This is a genomic window from Geothrix oryzisoli (assembly GCF_022808865.1).
Taxonomy (GTDB): domain Bacteria; phylum Acidobacteriota; class Holophagae; order Holophagales; family Holophagaceae; genus Geothrix; species Geothrix oryzisoli.
The window spans coordinates 347,332-371,783 of sequence record NZ_JAKZLB010000001.1; the positions used below are offsets into that span (position 1 = coordinate 347,332).

Here is a 24,452-nt window from a genome sequence, read left to right on the forward strand (position 1 = left end):
GGCTCACCCGCGGAGCAGCTCGCGGATGTAATGATCGACCGCATACGGCAGCCAGCGGTGCCCCGGCAGGTCCCGGCTGAGGTAGCCCATGTGGCCGCCGCGGGGCTCGATGTGGAGGTGTACGGCGGGGGAGGTCTCCGCCTCGGCGGCGTGTCGCCAGGGGATGAAGGGATCGTCCTTGGCCATGAGGATGACGGTCGGTATCGCGATCTTCGCCAGATGGGGGCGGGCCGAGCACCGGGCGTAGTAGTCGTCGGCATCCCGGAAGCCCCCGGCCTTCGTGGTGTAGGCGTCGTCGAACTCCCGCAGGCTCATGAGGGGGCCTGTCCGGTAGATATCCTGGATGAGCCCGTCCTCCACGCGCTGGCGGATGGCCTTGCGGCAGCGCTTGATGAAGCGCAGCTCGTAGAGGCGGCTGAGGCCGGCGTGGATGGCGTTCGAGCAGGCGCCCAGGTCTACGGGCGGGTTCACGGCGATGGCGCCATCGGGCTGGGCCGCGGGTTCCGGGAGGCCACCCCCCAGGTTCAGCAGCAGGGCGTTGGCGGAGAGGGAGTAGCCGATGGCCAGCTGGCGAAGGGTGGGATGCCGCTCCCGCGCGGCGCCGAATGCTGCACCGAGGTCGTCGCCGGAACCGCTGTGGTAGGGTTTCCTCGCCAGGCCGCGTCCCTCGCCGCAGCCCCGGTGGTTCACAGTCCAGACATGGTGGCCCAGCTTCCGCGCCAGGGAGATGGTGCGCCGCACGTAGTGGGCCTGGTCGTCTCCGCCGAGGCCGTGGAAGACCAGCACCAGGACGTCGCTCTCACCGGGGTAGTGTCGCCCGGTGAGCTGGTCCCCATCGGGCAGGGGGATGCGGAAGGGGGTGGAGGGGTGGTCCGGCAACGCCCCGGGCAGATAGTTGCCCAGGATGGTCTGGAGATGGCCGGAAGCGGCCCACCAGGGGGCGCGGCAGGGAAGGGGCGGAGGAGCCAGCGGGCGCATGATCCCAGTTTGCCCGGCTGCGGCTCAGTCGTTCCGTCTGAACACCAGCTTGTAGGTGAATGGGTTGTCCAGCTTGGGATGGGTGTAGGTCACCTGTAGGGCCAGGGAGTTCCCATCCTTGCGCATGGAATAGACGTATTTGAGCGTGTAGCCGTCGCCGGTGAGGGTCTGGATCATGGTGGGGCCGTCCTTGGTGAGGGTGGCCTTGAACACCGTATCGTCGCTGCGCTTCCAGTCGTTCTCGGTGCCATCCGCAGGGGTGTCGATGGGCCGCTCACGGCCCATGGTCACCGAGAAGCTCTCCCCCGCCAGGATGTCGAGCTTGTTGAACTCCTGGCAGGCCGACTGGAGCTTCTTCTTCCAGTAGAGCTTGAAGGCGAAGTTGAGGTCCTTGATGTGGGCTTCGATCTGCTCGCCGACCTTGTCACTTTGTGAAGCCGCAAGCGTCCATTCACCATCCCAGTCCACCTTGGCCTCCTTGGCTGGCTCGGCGGCCTTGGCTGGTGCCTTGCCAGGCGTCTTGGCCTTCTGGGCCAGGACGGGAAGGGCCAGCAGGCAGGGCAGCAGGAAGGGCAGCAGGCGCATGGAGGCTCCGTGATGGGGGTGGTTGGATCCTAATCCAGCCCGGTCCACCGGGAAAGCATCTCTTGTGACCCGTGCAACAACGGGGGGGATTGATGACCTTACAGGCATGATCGCGTATGACGAGGTGTAAGCTTGGTGGCATTCAGCCCATAGACAGGGCACTCAATTCAAGGAGTGTGGCCATGAAACGCAAGCAGGAAGCCCTCGACTACCATTCGCAGGGACGAAAGGGCAAGATCGAGGTCGTTGCCTCAAAGCCCTGTTCCACGGCGCGGGATCTGTCCAATGCCTACACGCCTGGAGTGGCGGAGCCCTGCCTGGAAATCGAAAAAAATCCTGAACTGGCCTATGAGTACACCGCCAAGGGCAACCTGGTGGCCGTGATCTCCAACGGCACGGCCGTGCTGGGGCTCGGCAACATCGGCGCCCTGGCCGGCAAGCCGGTCATGGAAGGCAAGGGCGTGCTCTTCAAGCGCTTCGCCGACATCGACGTGTTCGACATCGAAGTGAACGAGTTGAACATCGACAAGTTCTGCCAGGTCGTCAAGGCGCTGGAACCCACCTTCGGTGGCATCAACCTCGAAGACATCAAGGCCCCCGAGTGCTTCGAGATCGAGACCCGCCTGAAGAAGGAGATGAACATCCCCGTCTTCCATGATGACCAGCACGGCACGGCCATCATCAGCACCGCGGCCCTGATGAATGCCGCCGAGTTGATCGGAAAGCCGCTGGATGGCATGAAAGTGGTGTTCAGCGGCGCAGGCGCCGCGGCCATCGCCTGCGCGAACATGATGATCGCGGCGGGCGTGAAGCTGGAGAACATGTGGCTTTGCGACACCAAGGGCCTGGTGTACGAAGGCCGCACGGAAGGCATGAACATCTACAAGGAGAAATTCCTCAAGAAGACGGACCATCGCACCCTGGGCGACATCATCGCCGGGGCCGATGTGTTCGTCGGGTGCTCCAGCAAGGGCGTGCTGACGCCTGAGATGATCCTGTCGATGGCGAAGAATCCCATCGTCTTTGCCATGGCCAACCCCGACCCGGAGATCGACTACCCCACGGCGAAGGCCACCCGTGACGACATCATCATGGCGACGGGTCGCAGCGACTACCCGAACCAGGTGAACAACGTCCTCGGCTTCCCCTTCATCTTCCGTGGCGCCCTTGACGTGCGCGCCTCCGAGATCAACGAGCCCATGAAGCTGGCCGCCGCCAAGGCCCTGGCCGCCCTGGCCAAGGAAGAAGTGCCGGATTCCGTCGTGAAGGCCTACGCGGGCCAGAAGTTCACCTTCGGCCCCGAATACATCATTCCCAAGCCCTTCGACCCCCGCGTGCTGCTGTGGGTCGCCCCTGCCGTCGCCAAGGCCGCCATGGACACCGGCGTGGCCAAGAAGCCCATCGCCGACATGAAGGCCTACGTCGAACGCCTGGAGGGGCTCCAGGGGCGCAGCAAGGATGTCATCCGCAGCGTCATCCACCGGGCGAAGACCAACCCCAAGCGCGTGGTCTTCCCCGAGGGCGACCATCCGCTGATCCTCCAGGCCGTGTCCCAGATGGTGGAAGAGGGTATCTGCACCCCCATCCTCCTGGGCGACCCCGCCAAGGTGAAGGCTGTGGCGGCTGACCGTGGCCTTTCGCTGAGCGGTATCGAGATCCTGGATCCCAGCACGGTCACCTGGCGCAAGGAGGCCGAGGACACCTTCCTGGAGCTTCGGAAGCGCCGGGGCGTCACGCGTGACGAGGCTCGGCGCAAGGTCCGGGAGCGCATCTACTTCGGCGCCCTGATGTGCCGCATGGGCAAGGCCGATGGCCTGATCGCGGGCCTCACGATGTACTACCCCGACACCATCCGCCCCTGCCTGGAAGTCATCGGCACCCGCAAGGGCGTCAAGCGCGTCTGCGGCGTCTACACCATGGTGCTGAAGAACCGCGTGCTGTTCTTCTCCGACACCACCATGAACATCGAGCCCAACAGCGAGCAGCTGGCCGAGATCGCCCTGCTCACTGCGGACCTGGCGAAGGACACCTTTGGCATGGAGCCCCAAGTCGCCATGCTCTCCTTCTCCGACTTCGGCAGTGTGGAACACCCCCTGGTCCGCAAGGTCCAGAAGGCCGTGGAAATCGTGAAGACCACCCGCCCCGGTCTCAAGTGCGACGGCGAGATGCAGGCCGACACCGCCCTGGGCGACGGCATCCTGTCCGAGAACTACCCTTGGGTGGACCTCCCGGGCGGGCCGAACGTGCTGATCTTCCCCGACCTCACCAGCGGCAACATCGGCTACAAGCTGGTGCAGCGGTTGGCGGGCGCCGAGGTCATCGGCCCCATCACCTGCGGCATGGCGGCTCCGGTCCATGTGCTCCAGCGGCACAGCGACATGAACGACATCATCCACCTCACGGCGCTCACCGTCGTGGAGGCGCAGCAGAAATAGCCGTCAGCCATCGGCTGTCAGCTGTCAGTGACGGGGGCCTTCGGGCCCCCGTTGCCATGGGGGTGGGCCCAATGCGAAACCCCGGGAGGCCGGCCGGCTTCGCCTAGCTGGGTGACTCCAGCTGCTGCAGCCAGGCCTGGATCTCCGGGTCGTAGTCGGGGCTGAGCCGCAGGGCCTCACGAAGGTCCCGGAGCGCGGGCGCAGGTTCGTCGCGCTGGAGGTGGACGAAGGCGCGCTCCTTGTGGGCCCGGGCATCCAAGGGGTTCAGCAGGATCAGGTGGGTGGCCGTCCACAGGGCTTCCTCCCAGTCCTCGGCGTGCATGAAGCGCAGATGCAGGTTGCGCACCAGGCGGACGAGGATCTGGCGGTCCGAGACGGGGCGCAGCATGTCCGGGTGGAAGACGATCCGGCCGGCGCTGGCGGCCTTCACCAGGGCGGCTCCGCCTTCCTCGCCCACCGCCCGGCCGCGGTTGAACGGATCGAAGCAGGTCAGGGTGGGGCCGGTGCGCAAGGCGCTGATGAAGTGCCCCGGCAGGCCCACACCCACGGCGTCGAAGCCCAACCGCCGCGCGAGGTCGATCCAGAGGATGGAGAGGGCGATGGGAAGGCCCTTGCGCCGGGCCACCACCGCCGGAAGCAGGGCATTCAGCGGATCGTCGTAGGTCTCCCGGTCGCCTTCGAAGCCGAGTTCGACGAAGAGCAGGTCGTTCAGGGCCTCCAGGGCCTTGCGCGTGTCCCAGGGCAGGGGCATGCGCCCCGCCAGGGTGAAGGCCCACTCGTTCAGCTGCATGACCACGGGGGCGGGGTCGGGGTCTTCCAGGGCCGGCGCCACGGCATGGATGGCGCCTTCGGCCAGGTTCCGGCACTGCGGATCCAGGCGGAGGTATTCGAGCAGGGACATCAACCCCGCCGGCGGATCACCGAGCGGGCCACCAGGGCCACTGCCACCAGTGCCGTGGCGCCCCAGGCCCAGTTCATCCAGGAACTGGTGGCGGCCTGGACCTTCCGGGTCTCCTCCGCCTTCCGGGCGTTCTCCTCGATCGAGATCTTGGACTGGGCTTCCCGCGCGTCCTTGACGGCCTTCTGGGCCGATTCGCGCGAGGCCTGCAGGTCCTTGGTGGCGGCCTCCTGCTCTTCCTGGATGCCGAGGACCGCGACGTGCGTATGGGCCTGGGGCTGGGCCTTGGGGGGCAGGCTGGCGGGCACCGCGTCGGCATCATCGCCGCCGGAGACCGGGCCCTGGCTGTTGTCCAGCGATTCCGCGAGGGCCTGGATGTCCTCGCGCAGGCCCTGCAGCACCTGATTCTGGCGGTGGAGCTGGGCGCCCTGCAGCCAGAGCATCAGCAGCTGGAGAACCAGGAAGGCGGGGATGGTCCATCGGAGGGCGGGGCGGGTCATGGGTGCTCCCTTCCCAGGATAAACAGAGTCCGGTCATCCCGGTTCTGTGTATCAAAAGCCGCTACATCCCGGAAGACCGCTTCGCAGGCCGCCCGGGGGCTGCCCGTGCCCCAGAGGCGGCGGAGCTGGCTGCACAGACGGGCCACCCCGTAAAGCTCGCCTTCGTGGTTCATGGCCTCGGACAGACCGTCGCTGTAGAGCACCATCCAGCCCTTGGGGGGAAGCTCCCCTTCGACCACCTCCCAGTCACCGGGGCCCGCCGGGCGCAGGCCCAGGCCGCGGCCATGGGGCGCCATCTCGGTGGAGCAGTCCTCCGCCAGCCCCTGCAGCATCAGGGCGCCGGGATGGCCGGCCCGGGCCAGCTTGTAGTGGCCCCGCTCGTCCCATTCCAGCAGGACGAGGGTGAGGAACCCCCGCTGCCCCAGCAGTTGGCGGAGGGTGTGATCCAGAGAGCCGAGCATCTCCTCCAGGCTCTGGTCCTCCCGCTGGACGGCCTGTTCCAGCAGGGCCGTGGCCTGGGCCATGTAGAGGGCGGCGGCGAGGCCCTTGCCGCAGACATCGCCCACGGCCGCGAGCCAGTTGCCGCTGGGGCGCCGCTTGACGAAGAGCAGGTCACCCCCGGTCTCCTGGGCCGGCTCCAGGCGCAGGGCCACCTGGAACCCCGGGATGGGCGGCAGGTGCGAGGTGACGAGACCCTCCTGGATCCGCCGGGCGGTTTCCAGTTCCTGGCTCAGGCGTTCCTGGGCGAGGAGGCGCTGGTGCATCACGGCCGTTTCCAGCACCTGTCCCGCAGCCAGGGCCACCTCGCGCAGCAGCTCGCGGTCCTCCCGGCCATAGTTCAACTCGGCGTACTTGCCGCCCAGGAGCACCGCGCTGTGGGGATGGTCCCCCGCCAGGATCAGCAGGAGCAGCTGGGCCTCCAGGGCATCCACATGGGCCCGGAGGCCCTCTCCCTGCTCCCGGATCCAATCGGCCTCCTCGCTGCCCAGGCCGAGCACCAGCTCCCGGTTCTCCCGGGCCAGGCGGAGCAGTCCGGGGGGAAGGCGCAGGGGCTGGGGCGGGAAATGCACCCGCCGGTCGTCGCGATCCATGGTCTCGACGGGGGGCAGCAGGATCTGGCGCGACTCGATGGGCACCACCTCCAGGAACTGGGGCTGGAAGGCCTCGTCAAGGGCGTGGCGCAGGGACTTCAGCAGGGCCTCCTCGCTGAAGCGCTTCCGGGGTTCCCGCACGGCACTGAGGGCGATCTCCCGGGTGCTGGAGAAGTCCCGCCGGAAGCGGCGGCGGATGCCCTTCAGCAGCCGCCGCAGGGTCCAGCCCAGGGGCAGGGCCAGCAGGCCGATGAGGGCTCCGGCCCAACCGGAGGGGATGGACGCCAGATGGGAGAAGCCCCAGGCCAGGCCGCCCAGGTAGGCCGCCACCGTCAGCACCAGGATGGCCATGTAGCTCACCCACCTCAGCAGCACCTTCCGCACATCGAAGAGCCCGTGGCGGAAGATGGCGAAGGCGAAGCTCAGCGGCAGCAGCGGCGCGGGCAGCATGAAGATGAAGATCTGCCGGCGGAAGAGGAGGCTGCCGCCGTACCGGGCCCGGAGCACGGTCCAGGCCAGCAGGTCCAGGCAGAGCACCGCCGCCACGACGAGGGAGGGCAGGAGGGCTCGGCGGAGCCGCTCGTGGGTCCGGAAGGTGCCGACCAGGAAGAACCCCAGCCCGGCCAGGGCCGCTCCGGCGTAGAGCGGGATGGGCAGGAACCCGAAGAGGTTCAGCGCCGTCTTGAGGAACCCTTCCGGGGGCAGGCCGGCGGGGGTGCGGAGCGCGCCGTCGCTGAGGGTGAACCAGAGCCGGACGAGGAACTGCACCAGCGCCATCAGCGCGAAGACCCCGTAGACGGCCTGGAGGAAGCGCCGGTTCTTCCGCAGCCGGAAGGGGTAGGGGAAGCGCAGGAAGAAGTGGATCCAGAGCGGGGGCAGGAGGGCGGCCGTGAGGGAGGCCATGAACCCCACGACGATCCGCAGGGCCGCCGGGGCGTTCAGCCCCACCGTGGCGCCGGACATCAGCAGCGCGGTGGCTGCCAGATAGAAGAAATGGCGGGAGGTCTTGCGTTCGGGTGCCGACAGGACCACCAGCAGGCCGAGGGCCCAGGCGAGGATGCCGTTCAGCAGGAGGGCCACCTGCTCCAGGTCCAGGGGCTTCACCAGCCGCAGGGGCAGCAGGATCTGGCGGCCCTGGCGCTTCACGGTGTAGATCAGGATGGTGCCCTGGGACTTGGCGTTGATGAACCGCTGGGCCTTGAGGGTGCCTTCCTCGGTGGGCTCGAAGGCCCGGCCCTGGATCTTCACCAGCTCGTCGCCCTCGAGCAGGCCGGCCACTTCCGCCTCGCCATCCGGCAGGATTTCGCGGATGACGATCTTCCCGTTCTCCACGATCCAGGAGCACTGGTCGTCCGAAGGAGCGTACACCCACTGATTGAGTCCGAAGGACCCGAGGGCCAGCACCAGGCAGGCCAGGCTGATCCAGAACAGGCGCCAGCGGATGCGTTTGAGATAGGGGTTCATGGGACCTTTGTGAAAGAATGCCCCGATGGAGCAGATCTCGCGGAAAGGCAGGCCCTGCTGGGTGCTGGTGGGTGGCCGCCGGCGCCTGGGTCGCGCCTTGGCGGAGGATCTGGCCCGGGATCACGATCTGGTGCTGACCAGTTCAAGCTCCTGGGACGGCGAAACCTGGTTGGACGGCTTGTCGAAGACGGCGGTGATCCGGACCTGTGTCTGGAATGCAGAGAGTCCGGAACTGAGTTCCAGAATGATGGCAGATCTGGAGGGTTTGAAGGCGGATGGCTGGGCGATTTCCGGCGCGGTGCTGCTGGCCGGGACATTCCCCGAAGAGTCCCTCGGCACCTGGACGCCGGCCTCGCTCGAGGCCACCTGGCGCATGAACCTCAGCTTCCCCTTCCTCTGCGCCCAGGCCCTGGCGCCACACCTCGCGGAGAGCGCCTGCCTCCAGATCCTCCTGGACACCTCCATCCACCGCCCCTGGCTGAAGCGCCTGCCCTACAGCGCGGCCAAGGCCGGACTGGCGGCCCTGGTGCCCGGGCTCGCCCACCTTCTGGCGCCCAAGGTGCGCGTGGTGGGCCACGCCCTGGGCGCGATCCTGCCCGCCGAGGGCAGCGATGAAGCGTTCCTGGCGGACCGGACCTTGCTGAAGCGCCTGGGCGACCCTGCGGACCTGGCCCGCGCGGTGCGCTACGCCGCGGACAGCCCCTTCCTCACCGGAGACATCCTCACCCTGGATGGTGGGCGGCGCTGGGTGGACCGGTGAAGTTCAAGGTCAACGAAGTCTTCCACAGCATCCAGGGTGAGGGCGCCCGGATCGGCCGGCCCTGCCTGTTCATCCGCCTGACGGGCTGCCCGCTGCGCTGCACCTACTGCGATACCGAATATGCCTTCTACGATGGCACGATGCGGGAACTGGACGACCTGCTGGATGAGGTGAAGCGGCGCCTCGGGCCACCGGTGAAGGGCCCCAGCGCCCCCTTCGTGGAGCTCACGGGCGGCGAGCCTCTGGCCCATCCCCAGGCCCCGGAGCTGCTGCGTTCCCTGCTGGACCTGGGCTACGAGGTGGCCCTGGAGACCGCAGGGGCCCACGATCTGGCCCTCGTGCCCTCGGAGGTCATCAAGATCGTGGACCGCAAGACCCCCGGGAGCGGCGAGGTCCACCGCTGGCTGGAGGCCAACCTCGACCACATGGTCTCCGGCCAGGACGAGCTGAAGTTCGTGCTGTGCGACCAGGCCGACTACGCCTGGGCCAAGGCCTGGTGCGCCGAACGCGACATCTGGAACCGGCTGGAGGTGCTCTTCAGCCCCGTGTGGGGCAGCCTCGACCCCGCCTGGCTCGCCGGGCAGGTCGTCGCTGACGGCCTGCCCGTGCGGGTCCAGGTGCAGCTGCACAAGGTGATCTGGGGAGCGGAGAAGAAGGGGGTCTGAGCCCTACTTCCCGGCCTTCCAGGCCACCATCTCCTTCTCCAGGTTCTCCGTGTATTCCTTCGGCGTCTTGCCCTTGGAGAGGTCGATGGCCTTCTGGAGATGGGCGATGGCTGCCGGCAGGCGCTTGGCGTCCTTGTCGATGCGGGCGGCCACTTCGTGGTTCGAGTAGGTCTCGCTGATCTTCAGGCTCTTCTGGATCCAGGCCTGGGCCTTCTGGGGTTCGAGGCCCTGCTCCTGGCAGTAGCGGGCGGCCTGGTACCAGGGCACCCAGTCGGTCTCCGGCGCCTTCTTGAGGGTGTCCTCCAGGTGGGCCCAGTAGATGCCCTTGGTGTCGAACTCCACCGGGAAACCGATCCGCAGGTTCTCCCAGCCGAGCTCCACGGTGGCGTGCCCGGCGTCGACCGGGATCACGCGGTAGTCCAGGTACTCCAGGAAGGGGCCGGCCTGGGGCGTGGCCTCCCACCGCATCTGGTCCTCCTGGGCCTTGTATTCGTACGCTCCCCACTGCTTGGCCTTCTTGTTGAGGATGAGCGTCCAGGTCTTCTCGCCGGGGATGACGAAGAAGCCATAGCTGCCTGCCGGCACCTCCTTGCCCGCCACCTTGGCGGCGTGGCTGAAGGTGAGGGTGGTGGCGTTGTTGGCGCCGGCCCGCCACACCTGGCCGAAGGGCACGAGGCCGCCCCAGATCTTGCGTCCCCTCACGGCGGGCCGGGCGAACGCGAGGTCGATCTTGCTGATGCCGATCTCCTGGGACACGGTGCAGGTCGGGCTCAGGCGCAGGGGCGTCAGGCGCACGGGGGCGGGCTTGTCCTGGGCCACGAGGGGAAGGATGGCGGATCCGGCCAGCAGGGCGGGGAGAAGCAGGCTACGCATGGGAATCTCCTGGGACATGGCTGTCGAGGGTAGCACCCCGGCGGGGTGGAAGGAGGAAACGGCGTGGATTCCGGTTGAAGGCCTTGAGGATCTCCAGCCAGAGATGGCGGCTGGCCCGGCCGCTGAGGTCCCGCGCGCGCAGGGCGGTCCAGAGGGCCAGGGCGAAGGACACGGTGAAGTTCAGCACGCCGATGAGGCCGATGCCGAACAGGCCCCAGAGAACCTCCCGCCAGGCCAGAGTCCCCTCGAACCAGAGGGTGGCGGAGCCCAGGGCCAGCGAGGCCGCCTGGAGGGTGACGTGGCGCACCTCCGCATGGATGCCCGCGAAGGCGAAGCCCATGGGCACGAAGACCAGCAGGGCGGCCAGGGCCGTGTACCCGGCGAACCCCGCCAGGTGGCGGTGGACGAAGCGGCCCAGGGCTTCGGCGCCCGCCACGCCGAGCCAGGAGCGGAGGCGGTGGTTCTGGGCCAGGGCCTCGGGCAGACAGCGGTACGCGCTCCAGTTGGCGGTCCAGCCCGCCGCCAGGCTGGAGAGCCAGAGCAGCACGCCCGTGAGGGCCGCAAAGGCCAGGGTCCAGCCGTGGAAGGGATGGACGCCTTGGAGACCGTGCAGGGCCGCCTCGTGGTCGATGGGGGCGTGGCCCGTCAGCCAGACCCAGGCTGCCACGAGGCCGGCTGCCACGGGCATGGTGGACAGCACGTTGCCGAAGGTGGCGATGACCTGGGTGCGCGTGATGGCGGCCACCAGTTCGATCTCCTGGGCCTGGCCATCGTTCTCCTCCAGGGCCTGGGCCAGGGCCGCGGCGGTCATGGCCGGCTGCTTGGAGGCCAGGCTGAAGCCCAGCAGCTGCATGGCGCAGAAGCTCACCGCGTAGTTGGCCGTCAGGGCGAGGCCCGACACGAGGGGCGCCAGGGGCAGGAGGGAGAGACTGATCTTGAGCAGGGCGGTGCCCGCCGTGAGGAGGCCGCCGCCCGCGGCGGACCGGCCCATGGCCCACCACTCGGCCCGGTCCCGGGCGATGTAGTGCTCACCGGTCTCCCCCGTGTGCTCCACCATCTTGCGGGCCAACCGCTTGACCGTGGAACGGAGCAGGGCGACCAGGCCGTGCTGGGCGATGCTGCCGCGCACCAGCTCGGCGGCGAAGGCGGTGCCGTCGCCCTGGCCCGCGGCGAAATCCAGGATCTGGCCGATGCGGTTCAGCTGCGCCTCCAGCAGCTCGAGCCGGAAGACCAGATCCGTGGATACGCCCCGGTCATCGAGGCGGGCGTGGGCCCGGGCCAGGGTGCCGGCGCAGGCAGACCAGCAGGCCTCCCAGGCGGCCCGGGCCGCGGCATCCCTGGGGCGCTCCCCGGCGTCATGGACGACACGGGTGAGGTGGAAGAAGGGGGACTCGGTGTCGCTGCCCTCGGGATCCAGGGCCAGCAGGTCGCGGGACAGACCCACGGCGGCGGCCCGGTGGGCCAGCAGGCGGGCGGCGTGGGCCCAGATCTCGAGAGGGGGCGCCAGCAAGAGACCCCACACGATCCGCAGGTCCGCCGGCAGGCTCTCGATCCAGCCCGCATCGGCCTCGCCCAGGTCCAGCCGGTCCAGCAGGGCGTAGAGATCGCCCTCGGGATCCAGGCGGGGGATGACCCGGTCCACGAGGCGCAGGAAGCCCTCGCCGACCAGGGTGGTGCGGTCCGGCAGGCCCGTTTCAGCCAGCAGGCGGATGGCGGAGGCGTGATTCCACGCTTCCGCGAGGGGACTCGTGAGCCCGCGGAAGGTCAGCGCGGCATGGAGGCGCCGGAGCCGGGTCGTGCGGCGGGGCTCCCCGTCGAGAGAGTCCAGCGGCGAGGCCTCCAGCAGCCAGCGCAGCAGGGGTTCCAGCCTCAGGGTGCCGCCACTCAGCAGTTCATCCAGCCTGGGGTCGGACAGGGGCATCGGGACTCCGGAGGAGTTCCCAGGGTGGCACAAGCCTAGGAATTGGAACCCGATCGATCGGACGAGGTCCGTCTAATCCGTTCGAGGAACTGTTGCACTGCCTGGGGATCCACCGTGGCCGGCAGACCCGACCAGCGCTGGGACGGCCGCAGCATGCCCAGCATGTCCTCGGGGCAGCCCACCTGGTCGTAGAGGCGCTCGACCTTGGCCGCCAATCGGGGTGCGGTGGTTTCCACGGCCAGGGCCTCCCGCAGCACGGCCTCCCGCCAGCGATCCTGGGCCTGGGACCAGCGGGTGCTGCCGGGGCGAGGGGTCTTGCCCACAGCTTCCGCGCAGGCGGCCCAGAGGTGGGCCTCGAAGGTGCGGAGGGCCTCGCCCTGGAGGGCCTTCAGGCGGGCTGCGGCCGTCCCCTCGCCCGGGACCCAGGCCTGGATGTCCGGAATCTCGAGGAAGCCGAAGTCGTGGCCGGTGACGATGTCATCCCAGGTGATCTCGCCGTGGGTGCGGCGGAAGGCGTCGAGGGCACTCATGGAAGCCTCATGCGAGGAGGTGGAGGGCGAGGTGGACGGCGACCCGGGCGCTGGCTTCGGCACCTTCCAGCGTGGGGGCCAGCTCCATGAGGTCCGCGCCCACCCAGGGTTCCGGCCAGGCGCGTGCGGCACGGATCAGGCGCAGCGTTTCGGGGAGGCTGAGGCCGCCAGGCACCGGCTCCGCCACCGCAGGCACCAGCACGGGATCGAGGGCGTCCAGGTCCAGGCTCAGGTAGGCGGGTCCCCGCCCCACGGCGGCGAGATCCGCCGCCAGGCGGGCATCCAGGCGGGGGTCGCGCAGGTCCGCGGGTGTCCACAGGCGCACGCCAGCGGCCTGGAGGAAGGTCAGCTCGCCTTCGTCGAAGCGCGGCGCCCGGAGGCCCGCCTGCACCACCCGCTCCGGGTCCAGCAGGCCCTCCTCGAGCGCCTGGCGGACCCAGGTGCCGTGGTGGATGGCCGCGCCCCAGGCAGCGCCATCGGCGGCGTCCGGGTGGGCATCTAGGTGCAGCAGGCCCAGGGGGCCGTGCTGGCGGGCCAGGGCCCGCAATGCGCCGAGGGTGAGGGCATGGTCGCCGCCCAGCAGGAGCGTGCGGCAGCCGGTCATCGCCCAGGCGCCCACCATGGCCTGGACGGTCTCCAGGGCTTCGGCCAGGGAGAAGGGCAGGGTGGGGATGTTGCCGCCGTCCACCCACCCCTCGGCGGCCGCGGCTCCCAGGTCTGGGCCGCCTTCGCGCAGGCGCTCGGGCATGGGGCGCGTGCCGAGGCCCATGGAAGCGGCCCGCATCGCCCAGGGGCCCAGACGCGCACCAGGGCGGTTGATCACGCCCGCATCGCAGGGCACGCCGAGGACGACGCCGGCGGAAGGCCGGGGATCGAGGACCAGGGGCAGGCCCAGGAAGGGCGTGAGGCCGGTGCGGAGACCCTGCATGAGGACATCAGCGGACATCGGTGCTCCGGGGTTCGAGGGCGGCGCGGAAGGCGGCGAGCCACCGGTCGGGGCCGCTGAAATCGGCCGGGTGCAGGGGCGGTTCGGCCACCACGGTGAGGGGCGTGCGAGTGGCGAGGAGGGTGCGAAGGTGCGGGAGCAGCGTTTCTTGACCGGTCCAGGGGTAGTGGGGGGCCGGGCTGCTGAGGCGGAACGGCTGGGCGGGGAGGCCCAGCTCATAGGCCGCCCGCAGCCCGCCTTCATAGAAGGGCGCCAGGCGCTCACCCCGGGTGGTGGTGCCCTCGGGGAACAGCAGCATGTCCCGGCCTTCCCGGAGCGAGTGGACGAAGCTGGCCAGCGCCGCGGCGCGGCTGGCGGCATCCTCCCGTTCCACGAAGTGGATGCCGGACTTCCGCGCCCAGCGGCCGAGGATGGGGTAGCCCGTGACCTCACCCTTGGCGATGGTGCCCATGGGGCGGAGGCTCATGAGCGCCACGGGATCCACCCAGCTGAGGTGGTTGGCCACCCAGAGGGGGATGTCGTTCCGGGGGTGCCCGGCGACGCCGAGGTCCACGCCCAGGGCCGGCAGCAGCCGCCGGGCCCAGCGGTTCATGCCGGGCTGCGGCGCCGCTCCGGCCGCCAGACGGGGCAGCAGGGCGAAGGTGGGCCAGAGGACGCCGGCCCAGGACACTAGCTCACCAGCTTCAGGCGGGTGTAACGGGCCCGGACGCGCTCGAGGTCGTCGCGCGTGATCGCGGACCAGAGCCGGGTATCGCCGGGGGCGTAGTAGTCCTGCACCTCGGCCACCACCCGGGCGCCCAGGGCGTTGTGGACGCTGCGGGCATCGTTGTTGCCAGGCTCCACCAGGAAGCGGCACTCCTCCACGTTCTCCTGGAGCAGCTTGGCCACCATGGCGCGGATGAGCAGGTAGTTCACCCGGCCCTTCTGGTACTCCGGGTGCACGGCCAGCGTGGCGCAATAGACCGTCGAGCCTTTCACGAAGTTGAGGACGTAGCCTACGGGCCGGTCGCCGTCCATGGCCAGGAAGCACCAGTCGCCGTAGAGCTCGGTGCAGAGGCGCAGGTAGTGGGGGCACAGCTCGCCGGCCCCGTCGCCGGACCAGATCTCGGACTCGAGGCGCTGGAGGCGGGGGAAGTCGGCACTGCCGAGCGGCCGGACGGCGTAGCGGGCGCCTTCGGGATGCGGCGTGAGGGTCTCGATGGTCATGGCAAGCCTCCCTGGTGTCGGAACCAGGATCGGAGGCGGCCATGACAGGCCTATGGCGCCATTGGTAAATCCATGAAAATAGACTAGTACCAATCGGTTACGCGATTCTTGCGAACCGGGCCCTCCAGACTGGCCGGAGGCTGTGACGAGGCTGCTCGTTCGCGGTCACATTCCCGCGACCTTCGCAGGGCGTCAGAAGAAGGGGGTCACCAGTTTGAGGAAGCCCGCTGCGAGCAGGGCACTGATGGGGATCGTGAGCACCCAGGCCACCACGATGTTCCCGGCCACGCCCCAGCGGACGGCGGAGACGTTCATGCTGGCTCCCACGCCCATGATGGCGCCGCTGATCACGTGAGTGGTGCTGACGGGGATCCCCATGTGGGCTGTGGCGAAGAGGACGATGGCGGAGGCCGTCTCCGCGGCGAACCCGTGGATGGGCCGCAGCTTGACGATTTTCGCGCCCATGGTGCGGATGATCTTCCATCCTCCGGACATGGTGCCGAGGCCCATGGCTGTCGCACAGGCGAGCTTGACCCAGACAGGAACATCCACCCTCGCGCCGTGGGTATGGAGCTTTCCGTAGGTGATGAGGGCCAGGGCGATGATGCCCATGGCCTTCTGGGCGTCATTGGTGCCGTGGGTGAAGGCCATGGCGCCGGCGGAGACTAGCTGGAGTTTCCGGAAGGCCAGGTTGACACGCGGTCCGGCCGTGTGGCGCACGATCCACAGGATGATGATGATCAGCACCATCGCGATGAGAAACCCGACCACGGGGCTCACGATGAGGAAGGTTCCGACCTCTTCGAGCTTCGAGGTATGGAGGGCGCCTCGGCCCGCCTGGGCGACCACGGCTCCGGCCAGGCCACCGACGAGCGCATGGCTGGAACTCGATGGGATGCCGAAGTACCAGGTGATGAGGTTCCAGACGATGGCGGACAACAGGGCCGCGACGATGACCGCGGGAACCACGTACTGGCTGTCGGCGATGCCCTTGGCAATGGTCGTGGCGACCTGGGTGCCCAGCAGGGCGCCGCCGAAATTCAGGATGCCGGCCATGAGAATGGCGTTCCGGGCGCTGAGCACGCCGGTGGACACGACCGTGGCGATGGCGTTGGCGGTGTCATGGAAGCCGTTGATGTAATCGAATACAAGCGCAAGGGCGACAATCAGCACCAGGGCCGGGACGATGCCTTCGAGCATGGGTGGCTCCGGCCTACGCGTTCTTCATGACGGTGGACCCGATGACCTTGGCCACCAGCTCGATCTTGTCGGTGGCGTCCTCGATCTTCTCGAGCATTTCCTTCCACTTCACCAGCTCGATGGGATCCTTGGGGTTCTCGAAGATCTGAGCCAGGCCTGCGTGGTAGATGGAATCCGCCTTGTTCTCCAGGGCGTGGACCCGCCGGATGCGGTCCCCGATCTCCTTCTGGTTGGACATGTTGCGCAGGGACCGGGTGAGGTGGAGGATCTCGCCGGCGCCCTCGACGATGATGGAGCTGATCTCCGTGACGGCCGGCATCACATGGCTGATCCGGTAGAGGATCAGGCGCTCGCACACCGAGTGGATGCGGTCGATCACATCGTCGATGGAGTGGGCGAGGGCCAGGATGTCCTCCCGGTCGATGGGGGTGACGAAGGTGTGGTTCAGGCGGTCGATGATCTCGTGGGTGATGTCGTCACCGGCGTGCTCCAGATCCTTCATCTGCCGGCGCAGCTCGGCGAACCGGGCCGGGTCGCCGCTGCGGATCTCCCGATCGAAGAGCTGGGCGGCCTGGTAGACATTTCCCGAGGCCGACTCCAGGAGATCGAAGAAGACCATCTCTCTCGGTTTGAGCCAGCGCATCACGGCATTCAAGGACATGATCACTCCCATGGATCCGTTCTCCACTGTACCGGCTCCCCGAGGGTAAACAGAGCGTAAATTGGCGATGGGCCGGTGCGTTGTGACGTCGTAGTCGGTGTATGGTCTGAAGGCATGGCTGGAAGCAGGTCACATCGCGAGGCGGGGCCCGGCGTCAGGGCGTTCCTGGAGCGCGCCCTGGTCTGCCTGGGGGCGGTGCTCTTCCTCGGCCTGGGGCTGGGCATGACCGTGCAGAAGGGGGTGTCCCTGCCTTGGATCCTGGGGCTCATCGCCACGGTGGTCCTCGTGGTCGTCCTCATGGCCCGGTGGCAGGTGCGGCTGGTGGCGGAGCCCCTGGGGCGCCTCCTGGGTGGATCCCGGCCCAGCGCCATCGAGGATCTCCCCCGCGCCTGGTCGGCCATGGAGCAGGAGAACCTGGACCTGCGGGAACGCGCGGCCCGGGAAGACCGGCTGCTTCCCGGCATCATGGCCCGCCTGGAGGAGGGCGTCCTGCTCTTCGGTCCCGGGGGAGGGCTGGAACAGTTCAACCCGGCCGCCCAGCGGCACCTGGGCCTGGGAGCACCGCTGGGCAAAGGGATGGCGGTGGAGGAGGTGTTCCGTGATCCCGACAGCCCTTCGGCCGTGCAGAAGGCCTATCGCGGCGTGCCCTCGGAGTGGCGGCTTGTCCGGGCGGGGCGCACGCTCCGGGTCCGCGCCATCCCCTTTGCGCCGCTGGGCAGCGTCTCCGGCGTGCTGTTGACCGTCGACGACGTCACCAGCCAGGAGGCGCTGGAGACCACCCGCCAGAAGTTCATTTCCAACGTCAGCCATGAGCTGAAGACTCCGGTGACGGCCATCCGCATCGCTGCGGAGAACCTCAAGGAGGAGGCGCTGCCGGAGCCGGCGCAGGCCGGTGCCCAATCCATCCTCCGGTCCGTGGACCGGCTGGCGATGCTGCTGGGGGACCTCTCCGAGCTGAGCCGCATCGAGAGCGGCGCGCTGCACCTCGATCCGGTCCGGCTGGATCTCACCGCCTTTCTCGCTTCCGTGGTGGAGGATCAACAGGACCGGCTGGCAGACGCAGGGGTCCAGCTCGATGTGGACCTGGATGCGCCGGAGGGGACGACGCTGCTGGCCGATCCTCTGCGGCTGAGCCAGGTGCTGGACAACCTTCTGACCAATGCCATCAAGTTCAGCCCGACGGGGGGTCGTGTGCGGCTGGGTGTCCACATCTCGGCCCAGGGCCAGCTGTGGGAGGTGGCCGACCAGGGCCCGGGCGTTCCGGAGGCGGAGCAAGGGCGCATCTTCGAGCGCTTCTACCGCTCCCAGATCGCCAAGGCCAAGCCGGGAACGGGCCTGGGGTTGGCCATCGTGAAGCACCTCTGCCGCTTGATGGGCGGTGAAGTCACGGTGGAAAGCCGTCCCGGGGAGGGGGCCACGTTCAAGGTGATGCTGCCGCCCCAGCCGGCCGACCGACTTTAGGTGCCGTCGCCGACAAGGCGGCTCAACCTTGGGGCGGAACCGGCCCTCTAAGCCGTCGGGAGCATGCCGTCCCATTTCAAACATTGGCGCAAGGCCCAGAGGGGCGGTACCGTATTTATCAGACTGAACCAAGGGACATCGCATGGAATTAACCAGTGGCGTATTCACGATCTCGCTGGATTTTGAATTGTACTGGGGCATCCGCGACCTTGTGACGATCGAGCAGTACCGGAAAAACCTTGAGGGTGTCCCCGGTGCAGTCCAAGGGATGCTCGACCTGTTCCGGGACCACGGCGTCCATGTCACCTGGGCGACCGTCGGGTTTCTTTTCTTCAACGACAAGGCCGACCTGGTCGCCAACTTGCCAGACTCTGAGCCGACCTACGCCCACGAGCACCTCTCTCCCTATCCGTACATTCGGGACCATGACCTGGTCGAAACGGCGTTCCATTTTGGTCCGGACCTCATCGCCAGCATTGCAGGCGTCCATGGACAGGAGATCGGCAGCCACACGCACTCCCACTACTACTGCCTTGAAAAGGGGCAGACGCAGGACCAGTTCGAAGCAGATATCAGGGCCGCCATCCTGGTGGCGAAGCGGCGGGGGTTCGAGCTGAGGAGTCTTGTGTTTCCCCGGAACATGGAGAATCCAGACTATCTCCCCCTGCTGGCGGAACTGGGCATCCGATGCTATCGGGGGAACCCGAGCCATTGGATGTACCAACCCACCGATGGGATCCTGAAAAAAACATGGCAGAGGGTCCTGCGCCTCGCCGACGCCTACCTGGATGTGTCAGGTCCGAGCGCCTATGGCTTCGAGGTGTGCGGGGCTCACCGGCCATATGATTTTCCGGCCAGCCGCTTTCTCAGGCCGAGTTCCAGGCGATGGCCGTGGCTGGAAGCCCTCCGCCTGCGGCGGATCAAGAGGGCCATGACCTCTGCAGCCAAAAACAATCAGATTTATCACTTGTGGTGGCACCCGCACAATTTTGGTGCCGATCCCGAGGCCAACCTCGCGTTCCTGCATGAAATCTTGAAGCACTTTGAGGTATTGAAAACATCACATCGCATGCGGTCCTTCAACATGGGTGAGTTGTGTGACTTGCTTGAGGCCGGCCATGTCGGATGAACCACTCCGGGTCGTCATGCTTTGCGGGAATGACCGATCTTCCCGGCTCATGTTCCATGGCTTGAAAGCTCATGTATCGATCCAGTGCATCATCGTCGAAAGCAGAGTGTCCAACTTGGCCTTGGCCCGGCGGAGGGTGAAGAAACTCGGGTACCGGAGAGTCGCTGGACAGCTGCTCTTCATCGCCTGCAACAAGGCGATGGCCTATTGTTCCAAGGCGCGCATCCGGCAGATCATCCGGGAATCGGGCATGGAGGACGGGGATTTCCCGGAGACCCTGGTCATGCACGTGCCGACCATCAACGGCCAGGAGGTCGTGGAGCGGCTGAAGCAGCTGAGCCCCGAATCCGTGGTCGTCAACGGGACCCGGATCCTCTCCCGGGAGGTCCTCGCCGCGGTCCCGGTTCCATTCATCAACACACACGTGGGCATGACGCCCAGGTACCGTGGCGTGCATGGTGGCTACTGGGCGCTGGCCAATGGCGATCCCGACCACTGCGGAGTGACCGTCCATCTGGTTGACCCGGGCATCGACACCGGAGGCGTCCTCTACCAGGCCACCATCCATCCGGACCGCCGGGACAACTTCAACACCCTCCCCGTGCGGCAGCTCTCGGCGGCGATTCCACTCATGAGAGCGGCCCTGGACGATGTGAAGCACCATCGGATCCAGACGCGGACGGGGGTCCTGCCGTCCGGGCTATGGTCCCACCCCACGCTCTTCCAGTATCTGAAGACCTGGATGGCGCGAGGCGTCCACTAGGCCTCGCTCGGCCCGCCCAGGCGGTAGCCGACGCCCACCACCGTCTCGATCTGTTCCGCGGCCACGGGTCCGATCTTGGCGCGGACCCTCCGCACGTGGGCATCAATGGTGCGGCTCTCGCCCAGGTACTCAAGGCCCCAGACCTGCTGGAGGATTTTCTCCCGCGTCAGCACCCGGCGGGGATTGGCCAGGAAGTAGGCCAGCAATTCGAACTCGCGGCGGGTGAGGTCCACGACTTGCCCATCGACCCGGGCCGTGTGCATGTCGAGGTCGACGCTGATGGGACCGAAGGTCAGCTGGGGGGCGCGCTCCACGGCCTCCGCGGGCGTGGAGCGGCGCAGGATGGCACGCAGGCGGGCCGCCAGCTCCCGGGTGGAGAAGGGCTTCGAGATGTAGTCGTCGGCGCCGAGCTCGAGTCCCAGCACCCGGTCGATCTCCTCGCTCCGGGCCGTCACGAGGAGCACGGGGAGACCGCGGTGCGTGGGATGGGCCCGGATGGCCCTGAGCACGTCCAGGCCGTCCATGTCGGGGAGGCTCAGGTCGAGCAGGGCGGCGTCGAGCCGGAGCCCGGACGTCCCGAGGGCCTGGAGCGCGTCGCGGCCGGTGCCCACGCTGGTCAGGCTGAAGCCCTCCCGGCGCAGATGCTGTTCGAGACCCAGGCGGATCTCGGTGTCGTCTTCCAGGAGGAGGATGTGGGGCATGGGTGTCTTCGCCCTTATTCTACGGAATCGCCGTGCAGGTAGGTGTGCTTGGCGCTGTGGCCTTCGAGGATGAAGAGGACTTCCTCGGCGATGTTGGTGGCTTCGTCCGCGATGCGTTCCCAGTTCTTGATGACGAGGATCAGGTGGCTGGCCCGCTCGATGCACAGGGGATCCGCCAGCATGATGCGCAGCAGGTCCCGGTAGATCTTCCCGTAGAGGGCGTCCACGCTGTCATCGCTCAGGATGACGGCGTGGGCCAGGGCCGCGTCATTGCCCACGAAGGCATCCACCGCACGTCGGACCATGCCCCGGGTCTCCGTGCCCAACTGCTCGAGGTCATTCCCGGCCAGGATGGGCGGATGGACCATGGCCACTCGGCGGGCGATGTTGCAGCAGTGGTCGCCGATGCGCTCGAGTTCGGGGATGATCTTGAGGCTGGAGGCGATGCGGCGCAGGTCGGAGGCCGCCGGGGCGTGGAGGGCCAGGAGGTCGATGCACTGCTGGTCGAGTCTCAGCTCCCACTCGTCCATGCGGCGGTCGAGCAGGTTCACCTGCTCGGCCTTGGCCGGCGAGGGCTCCGCCAGCGCCTGGATGGTCAGTTCGATCATCTCCTCGGCCACCCCGGCCATGGCCATGATGCCTTCCCGGAGGGCCTTGAGTTCCGTGTCGAACAGCCGCATCAGCCGAACCTCCCCGTGATGTAGTCTTCCGTCATCTGCACCCTTGGTGTCGTGAAGATGCGTTCCGTCAGGTCCATCTCCACCAGTCTGCCCAGCCAGAAGAAGGCCGTGTAGTCGCTCACGCGGGCCGCCTGCTGCATGTTGTGGGTGACGATCACGATGGTGAGGTTCTCCTTCAGGTCGGTGATGAGATCCTCGATCTTGGCGGTGGCGATGGGATCCAGAGCCGAGCAGGGCTCGTCCATCAGCAGCACCTCGGGGTTCACCGCCAGGGCGCGGGCGATGCAGAGCCGCTGCTGCTGGCCGCCGCTCATTCCGGTGGCGCTTTCCTTGAGGCGATCCTTCACTTCATCCCAGAGGGCCGCCTTGCGCAGGGCGTCCTCCACGATGCCATCCAGACTCGACCGGTCGGTGACGCCGAACAGGCGGGGCCCGAAGGCCACGTTCTCGTAGATGGACTTGGGAAAGGGGTTCGGTTTCTGGAATACCATGCCCACGCGCCGGCGGAGGTCGACTTCGTCGATGCCGCCACGGTAGATGTCCACACCGTCGATCAGCATGTCGCCGCTGACGTTCACGGTGCTGGAGACCTCGTGGATGCGGTTGAAGCACTTGAGGAAGGTGCTCTTGCCACAGCCGCTGGGGCCGATGATGGCCGTGACGCGCTCGGCATGGATGTCCATGGAGAGCCCGTCAAGGACCTTCTTGGTGCCATAGCTGAAGGCCATGTTGCGGACGGACAGCTTGATGGGCTTGGTTTCGGGGAGGGTCGGGGTGAGCATTTAGGGCCTGTTTTCAACATGGGACGCGGCCGCGACGGGTCCAGCCACGTGATCCAGGAAGGCGGTGGCCGCCGGGCGATGCGGGACATCGTTCAAGGCCACCAACGCACCTGGGCGCGTGGCTGGGCCCGTCCCGGAGGGCGAGGGGCGGCGCCCGGCGCGATACTGCGTCGAGCTCCTCGTCAATAGTACCGCTATTGTCATCGTCGCTTTCCTTGTCTCGCTTGGGCGGCGCCCCACGCGCGGCTCCGTCTCATGTTGAAAAAAGGCCCGAACGGGTCCGTCGTCGGATGGCGCGGTCCACGAGGCGGACCAGCAGATTCAAAGTGAGCAGTACCAGGATCACCACTGCGGCGGTGCCCGCGGCGATCTCCCGCGCATCGGGCAGGGTGCCGTCCGAGGTGACATACCAGAGGTGCACGGACAGCGTCTCACCAGGCACGGTCAGGCGGAAGTCCGGGAAATGGGCGCTGGCATTGGTGCCGGCGGTGAAGACCAGGATGGCGCTTTCGCCGAAGGCCCGGCCCGCGGTGAGCACCAGGCCCGTCAGGATGCCCGTGGCCGCGTAGGGCAGGGTCACCTTCAGGATGGTCTGGAGCTTGGTGGCGCCCAGGCCGTAGCTGGCCTCCTTCAGCTCCCGGGGGACGGCCAGCAGGCTGACCTCGGTGACGCGGGTGATGACGGGGATGTTCAGCAGGGCCAGGGTGAGGGCACCGGAGCGGATGGAGAAGCTCCAGCCCATGGCCTGCACGAAGACGATCATGCCGAAGAGGGCCAGCACGATGGAGGGGGTGGCCGCGAGGGTTTCGATGCAGAGCCGCAGGAAGTTCAGCATCCGGCCCTTGCCCGCATATTCGGCCATGTAGACGCCCGCCCCCAGCCCCACCGGCAGCGAAAGCCCTAGGGAGAGGACCACCAGGTAGAGCGAGTTGAAGATCTGGGGCTTGATGCCGCCGCCGGCATCCAGGGTCTCCGGCATTTTCGTGAGGAAGCCCAGATTCAGGACCGGCCACCCCTGCTTGAGGATGGCGCCCACGAAGACGACCAGCACGAGGACGAACAGGATCGCGAGGCCCCAGAGGACACCGCGCATCAGGCGGTCGACGAACTTCGAGGTTCGCGATCGGCGGAAGGTCAGCACCGGGGTCATCACGCCTCCTTGCCGCGGCCCAGCCGCCGGGTGGCCAGGATCAGGACCATGGTCAGCAGGTAGAGCAGGAGACCCATGGCGAAGAGGACGTTGTTCCAGGGACTGCCCGCCGGGGTGTTGGGCAGCTCCTGCACCAGTTCCGTGGTGAGGGTCGCCGCCGGCGTGAACAGGGCCCGGAGGAAGGGAGCCCGGTCGGTGGACTCCCGCATGAGGGCCATCCACTGGGGGTTGTTCCCGATGACCATCTGCACGGCCATGGCCTCGCCGATGGCGCGCCCCAGGCCCAGCACCGCGGCGGTCAGCAGGCGGGGCCGGGCGGCGGGGATGAGCACATGCCAGATGGCCTGCCAGCGGCTGGAACCCAGGGCCTGGGCGCCCTCATCCAGGCTGGTCGGCAGGGATTCGAAGGCGTCGGTCGACAGGCTCACGATGGTGGGCACGATCATGACGGCCAGGATCAGGGCGGCCACGGCGAAGCCGGAGGCCGGGGCCTCCGCGAGCCAGGTGCCGCTGACGAAGGGAAGCACCACCGTGAGCCCGAAGATCCCGTAGACCACGGAAGGGATGCCCACCAGCAGGTCCATCACCTGGCGCATCAGGTTCCGCATCCAGGTCGGGGCCAGCTTGGCGATGAACACACCGGTGAGGATGCCGGCCGGGGCGGCGATGAGCAGGGCCAGGCCCGTGACACCCAGGGAGCCGGCGATGAAGGGCACGATGCCGAAGTGGTCCGAGGAGGGCGCCCAGTCCGTCGACAGAAAGACTTCGGAGAGGCTGAGGGTCCTTCCAGTGTTGCCCGCCACGGGCCAGAAGGCCGCCAGGCCCCGGGAGGCCAGGAAGAAGAGGATGCCGCCGATGAGGCCGACCACGAGCAGGCTGCAGGCCAGGAAGGCCAGATGCGCCCATCGGTCGGAGAGCCGGTGGAACCGGCTGTGCTGGAGAACGGGCGCTCCCGTCGCGGCGAAAGGGGGCTCCTGCCCGGCTTCCATGGGAACGCCGCCTCCGGTGGGGGCGGCGGTGAGGGCGGCTTCTGGCGCATCGGGCATGGGTCCGGCTTTCCGCAAACCACCCAG

The 24,452-nt window shown here is 67.8% G+C and carries 24 protein-coding genes; 6 read left to right on the plus strand and 18 right to left on the minus strand.

The features are described 5' to 3' along the window. Positions 1-3: 3 nt before the first annotated feature. The gene (locus MLE43_RS01550) at positions 4-978 is read right to left on the minus strand and encodes a YheT family hydrolase (protein WP_243301031.1); all 975 of its coding nucleotides are present in this window, start codon (positions 976-978) and stop codon (positions 4-6) included. 24 nt (positions 979-1,002) lie between these two features. Further along, positions 1,003-1,563: a hypothetical protein gene (locus MLE43_RS01555; protein WP_243301032.1), complete on the minus strand. Its 561-nt coding sequence runs from the start codon at positions 1,561-1,563 to the stop codon at positions 1,003-1,005. Positions 1,564-1,745: 182 nt separating this feature from the next. Between MLE43_RS01555 and MLE43_RS01560 the strand changes: the two genes are divergently transcribed. Continuing rightward, positions 1,746-3,998 carry an NADP-dependent malic enzyme gene (locus MLE43_RS01560; RefSeq protein ID WP_243301034.1) on the plus strand — a complete coding sequence of 751 codons (2,253 nt, stop codon included), beginning with the start codon at positions 1,746-1,748 and terminating at the stop codon, positions 3,996-3,998. 103 nt (positions 3,999-4,101) lie between these two features. Here the strand turns inward: MLE43_RS01560 and MLE43_RS01565 are convergent, their stop codons facing one another. Genes MLE43_RS01565 through MLE43_RS01575 form a run of 3 tightly spaced genes read right to left on the minus strand, consistent with a single transcriptional unit; the run spans position 4,102 to position 7,951 of the window. Then, entirely contained in the window at positions 4,102-4,899 is a 798-nt protein-coding gene (locus MLE43_RS01565; RefSeq protein ID WP_243301035.1) for a SirB1 family protein, read from the minus strand. Further along, a complete protein-coding gene (locus tag MLE43_RS01570) occupies positions 4,899-5,396 on the minus strand; it encodes a hypothetical protein (RefSeq protein ID WP_243301036.1) in 498 nt (165 codons plus the stop codon). Before MLE43_RS01570 ends, MLE43_RS01565 begins: the two co-directional genes overlap by 1 nt. Continuing rightward, positions 5,393-7,951 carry a SpoIIE family protein phosphatase gene (locus MLE43_RS01575; protein WP_243301037.1) on the minus strand — a complete coding sequence of 853 codons (2,559 nt, stop codon included), beginning with the start codon at positions 7,949-7,951 and terminating at the stop codon, positions 5,393-5,395. Before MLE43_RS01575 ends, MLE43_RS01570 begins: the two co-directional genes overlap by 4 nt. Before the next feature lie 25 nt (positions 7,952-7,976). Here MLE43_RS01575 and MLE43_RS01580 point away from each other — a divergent pair, with 25 nt between their 5' ends. Both MLE43_RS01580 and MLE43_RS01585 read left to right on the plus strand, forming a co-directional pair. Next, entirely contained in the window at positions 7,977-8,711 is a 735-nt protein-coding gene (locus MLE43_RS01580; RefSeq protein ID WP_243301038.1) for an SDR family oxidoreductase, read from the plus strand. Then, complete coding sequence (locus MLE43_RS01585) at positions 8,708-9,376, plus strand: radical SAM protein (RefSeq protein ID WP_243301039.1); 669 nt, start codon at positions 8,708-8,710, stop codon at positions 9,374-9,376. The genes MLE43_RS01580 and MLE43_RS01585 overlap by 4 nt, the downstream gene beginning before the upstream one ends. 3 nt (positions 9,377-9,379) lie before the next feature. Here the strand turns inward: MLE43_RS01585 and MLE43_RS01590 are convergent, their stop codons facing one another. The 8 genes from MLE43_RS01590 to MLE43_RS01625 all read right to left on the minus strand — a co-directional run bounded on the left by MLE43_RS01590 (position 9,380) and on the right by MLE43_RS01625 (position 16,713). Continuing rightward, positions 9,380-10,249 carry a DUF2911 domain-containing protein gene (locus MLE43_RS01590; protein WP_243301040.1) on the minus strand — a complete coding sequence of 290 codons (870 nt, stop codon included), beginning with the start codon at positions 10,247-10,249 and terminating at the stop codon, positions 9,380-9,382. Further along, positions 10,242-12,170, minus strand: coding sequence for a site-specific recombinase (locus tag MLE43_RS01595; RefSeq protein WP_243301042.1), 1,929 nt, complete (start codon positions 12,168-12,170; stop codon positions 10,242-10,244). Before MLE43_RS01595 ends, MLE43_RS01590 begins: the two co-directional genes overlap by 8 nt. A 35-nt stretch (positions 12,171-12,205) precedes the next feature. Then, positions 12,206-12,700 carry a hypothetical protein gene (locus MLE43_RS01600; RefSeq protein ID WP_243301043.1) on the minus strand — a complete coding sequence of 165 codons (495 nt, stop codon included), beginning with the start codon at positions 12,698-12,700 and terminating at the stop codon, positions 12,206-12,208. A 7-nt stretch (positions 12,701-12,707) separates the two neighbouring features. Then, positions 12,708-13,646: an arginase family protein gene (locus MLE43_RS01605; protein WP_243301046.1), complete on the minus strand. Its 939-nt coding sequence runs from the start codon at positions 13,644-13,646 to the stop codon at positions 12,708-12,710. Next, on the minus strand, positions 13,636-14,316 hold the full coding sequence (locus MLE43_RS01610) for a lysophospholipid acyltransferase family protein (RefSeq protein WP_243301048.1): 681 nt from the start codon (positions 14,314-14,316) through the stop codon (positions 13,636-13,638). Before MLE43_RS01610 ends, MLE43_RS01605 begins: the two co-directional genes overlap by 11 nt. Then, the gene (locus MLE43_RS01615; protein WP_243301049.1) at positions 14,316-14,852 is read right to left on the minus strand and encodes a GNAT family N-acetyltransferase; all 537 of its coding nucleotides are present in this window, start codon (positions 14,850-14,852) and stop codon (positions 14,316-14,318) included. The genes MLE43_RS01610 and MLE43_RS01615 overlap by 1 nt, the downstream gene beginning before the upstream one ends. 192 nt (positions 14,853-15,044) lie before the next feature. Then, positions 15,045-16,052, minus strand: coding sequence for an inorganic phosphate transporter (locus MLE43_RS01620; protein ID WP_243301051.1), 1,008 nt, complete (start codon positions 16,050-16,052; stop codon positions 15,045-15,047). Positions 16,053-16,065: 13 nt separating this feature from the next. After that, on the minus strand, positions 16,066-16,713 hold the full coding sequence (locus MLE43_RS01625; RefSeq protein ID WP_243301054.1) for a DUF47 domain-containing protein: 648 nt from the start codon (positions 16,711-16,713) through the stop codon (positions 16,066-16,068). A gap of 114 nt (positions 16,714-16,827) precedes the next feature. Between MLE43_RS01625 and MLE43_RS01630 the strand changes: the two genes are divergently transcribed. The 3 genes from MLE43_RS01630 to MLE43_RS01640 all read left to right on the plus strand — a co-directional run bounded on the left by MLE43_RS01630 (position 16,828) and on the right by MLE43_RS01640 (position 20,066). Further along, complete coding sequence (locus MLE43_RS01630; RefSeq protein WP_243301056.1) at positions 16,828-18,174, plus strand: sensor histidine kinase; 1,347 nt, start codon at positions 16,828-16,830, stop codon at positions 18,172-18,174. Between the two features lie 142 nt (positions 18,175-18,316). Beyond that, a complete protein-coding gene (locus MLE43_RS01635) occupies positions 18,317-19,303 on the plus strand; it encodes a polysaccharide deacetylase family protein (RefSeq protein ID WP_243301064.1) in 987 nt (328 codons plus the stop codon). A 136-nt stretch (positions 19,304-19,439) separates the two neighbouring features. Beyond that, on the plus strand, positions 19,440-20,066 hold the full coding sequence (locus tag MLE43_RS01640) for a formyl transferase (protein WP_243301066.1): 627 nt from the start codon (positions 19,440-19,442) through the stop codon (positions 20,064-20,066). On the opposite strand, the gene MLE43_RS01645 is transcribed toward MLE43_RS01640, so the two are convergent. The 5 genes from MLE43_RS01645 to pstC form a co-directional block, all read right to left on the minus strand. After that, a complete protein-coding gene (locus MLE43_RS01645) occupies positions 20,063-20,767 on the minus strand; it encodes a response regulator transcription factor (RefSeq protein ID WP_243301068.1) in 705 nt (234 codons plus the stop codon). The two genes, MLE43_RS01640 and MLE43_RS01645, sit on opposite strands and share 4 nt — an antisense overlap. Before the next feature lie 14 nt (positions 20,768-20,781). Continuing rightward, on the minus strand, positions 20,782-21,447 hold the full coding sequence (gene phoU / locus MLE43_RS01650; RefSeq protein WP_243301069.1) for a phosphate signaling complex protein PhoU: 666 nt from the start codon (positions 21,445-21,447) through the stop codon (positions 20,782-20,784). Then, positions 21,447-22,229, minus strand: a complete 783-nt coding sequence (gene pstB / locus MLE43_RS01655) for a phosphate ABC transporter ATP-binding protein PstB (RefSeq protein ID WP_275975986.1) — start codon at positions 22,227-22,229, stop codon at positions 21,447-21,449. The genes phoU and pstB overlap by 1 nt, the downstream gene beginning before the upstream one ends. 253 nt (positions 22,230-22,482) lie before the next feature. After that, complete coding sequence (gene pstA / locus MLE43_RS01660) at positions 22,483-23,379, minus strand: phosphate ABC transporter permease PstA (protein WP_243301071.1); 897 nt, start codon at positions 23,377-23,379, stop codon at positions 22,483-22,485. After that, positions 23,379-24,425, minus strand: coding sequence for a phosphate ABC transporter permease subunit PstC (pstC, locus tag MLE43_RS01665; protein WP_243301073.1), 1,047 nt, complete (start codon positions 24,423-24,425; stop codon positions 23,379-23,381). Before pstC ends, pstA begins: the two co-directional genes overlap by 1 nt. Positions 24,426-24,452 lie beyond the last annotated feature (27 nt).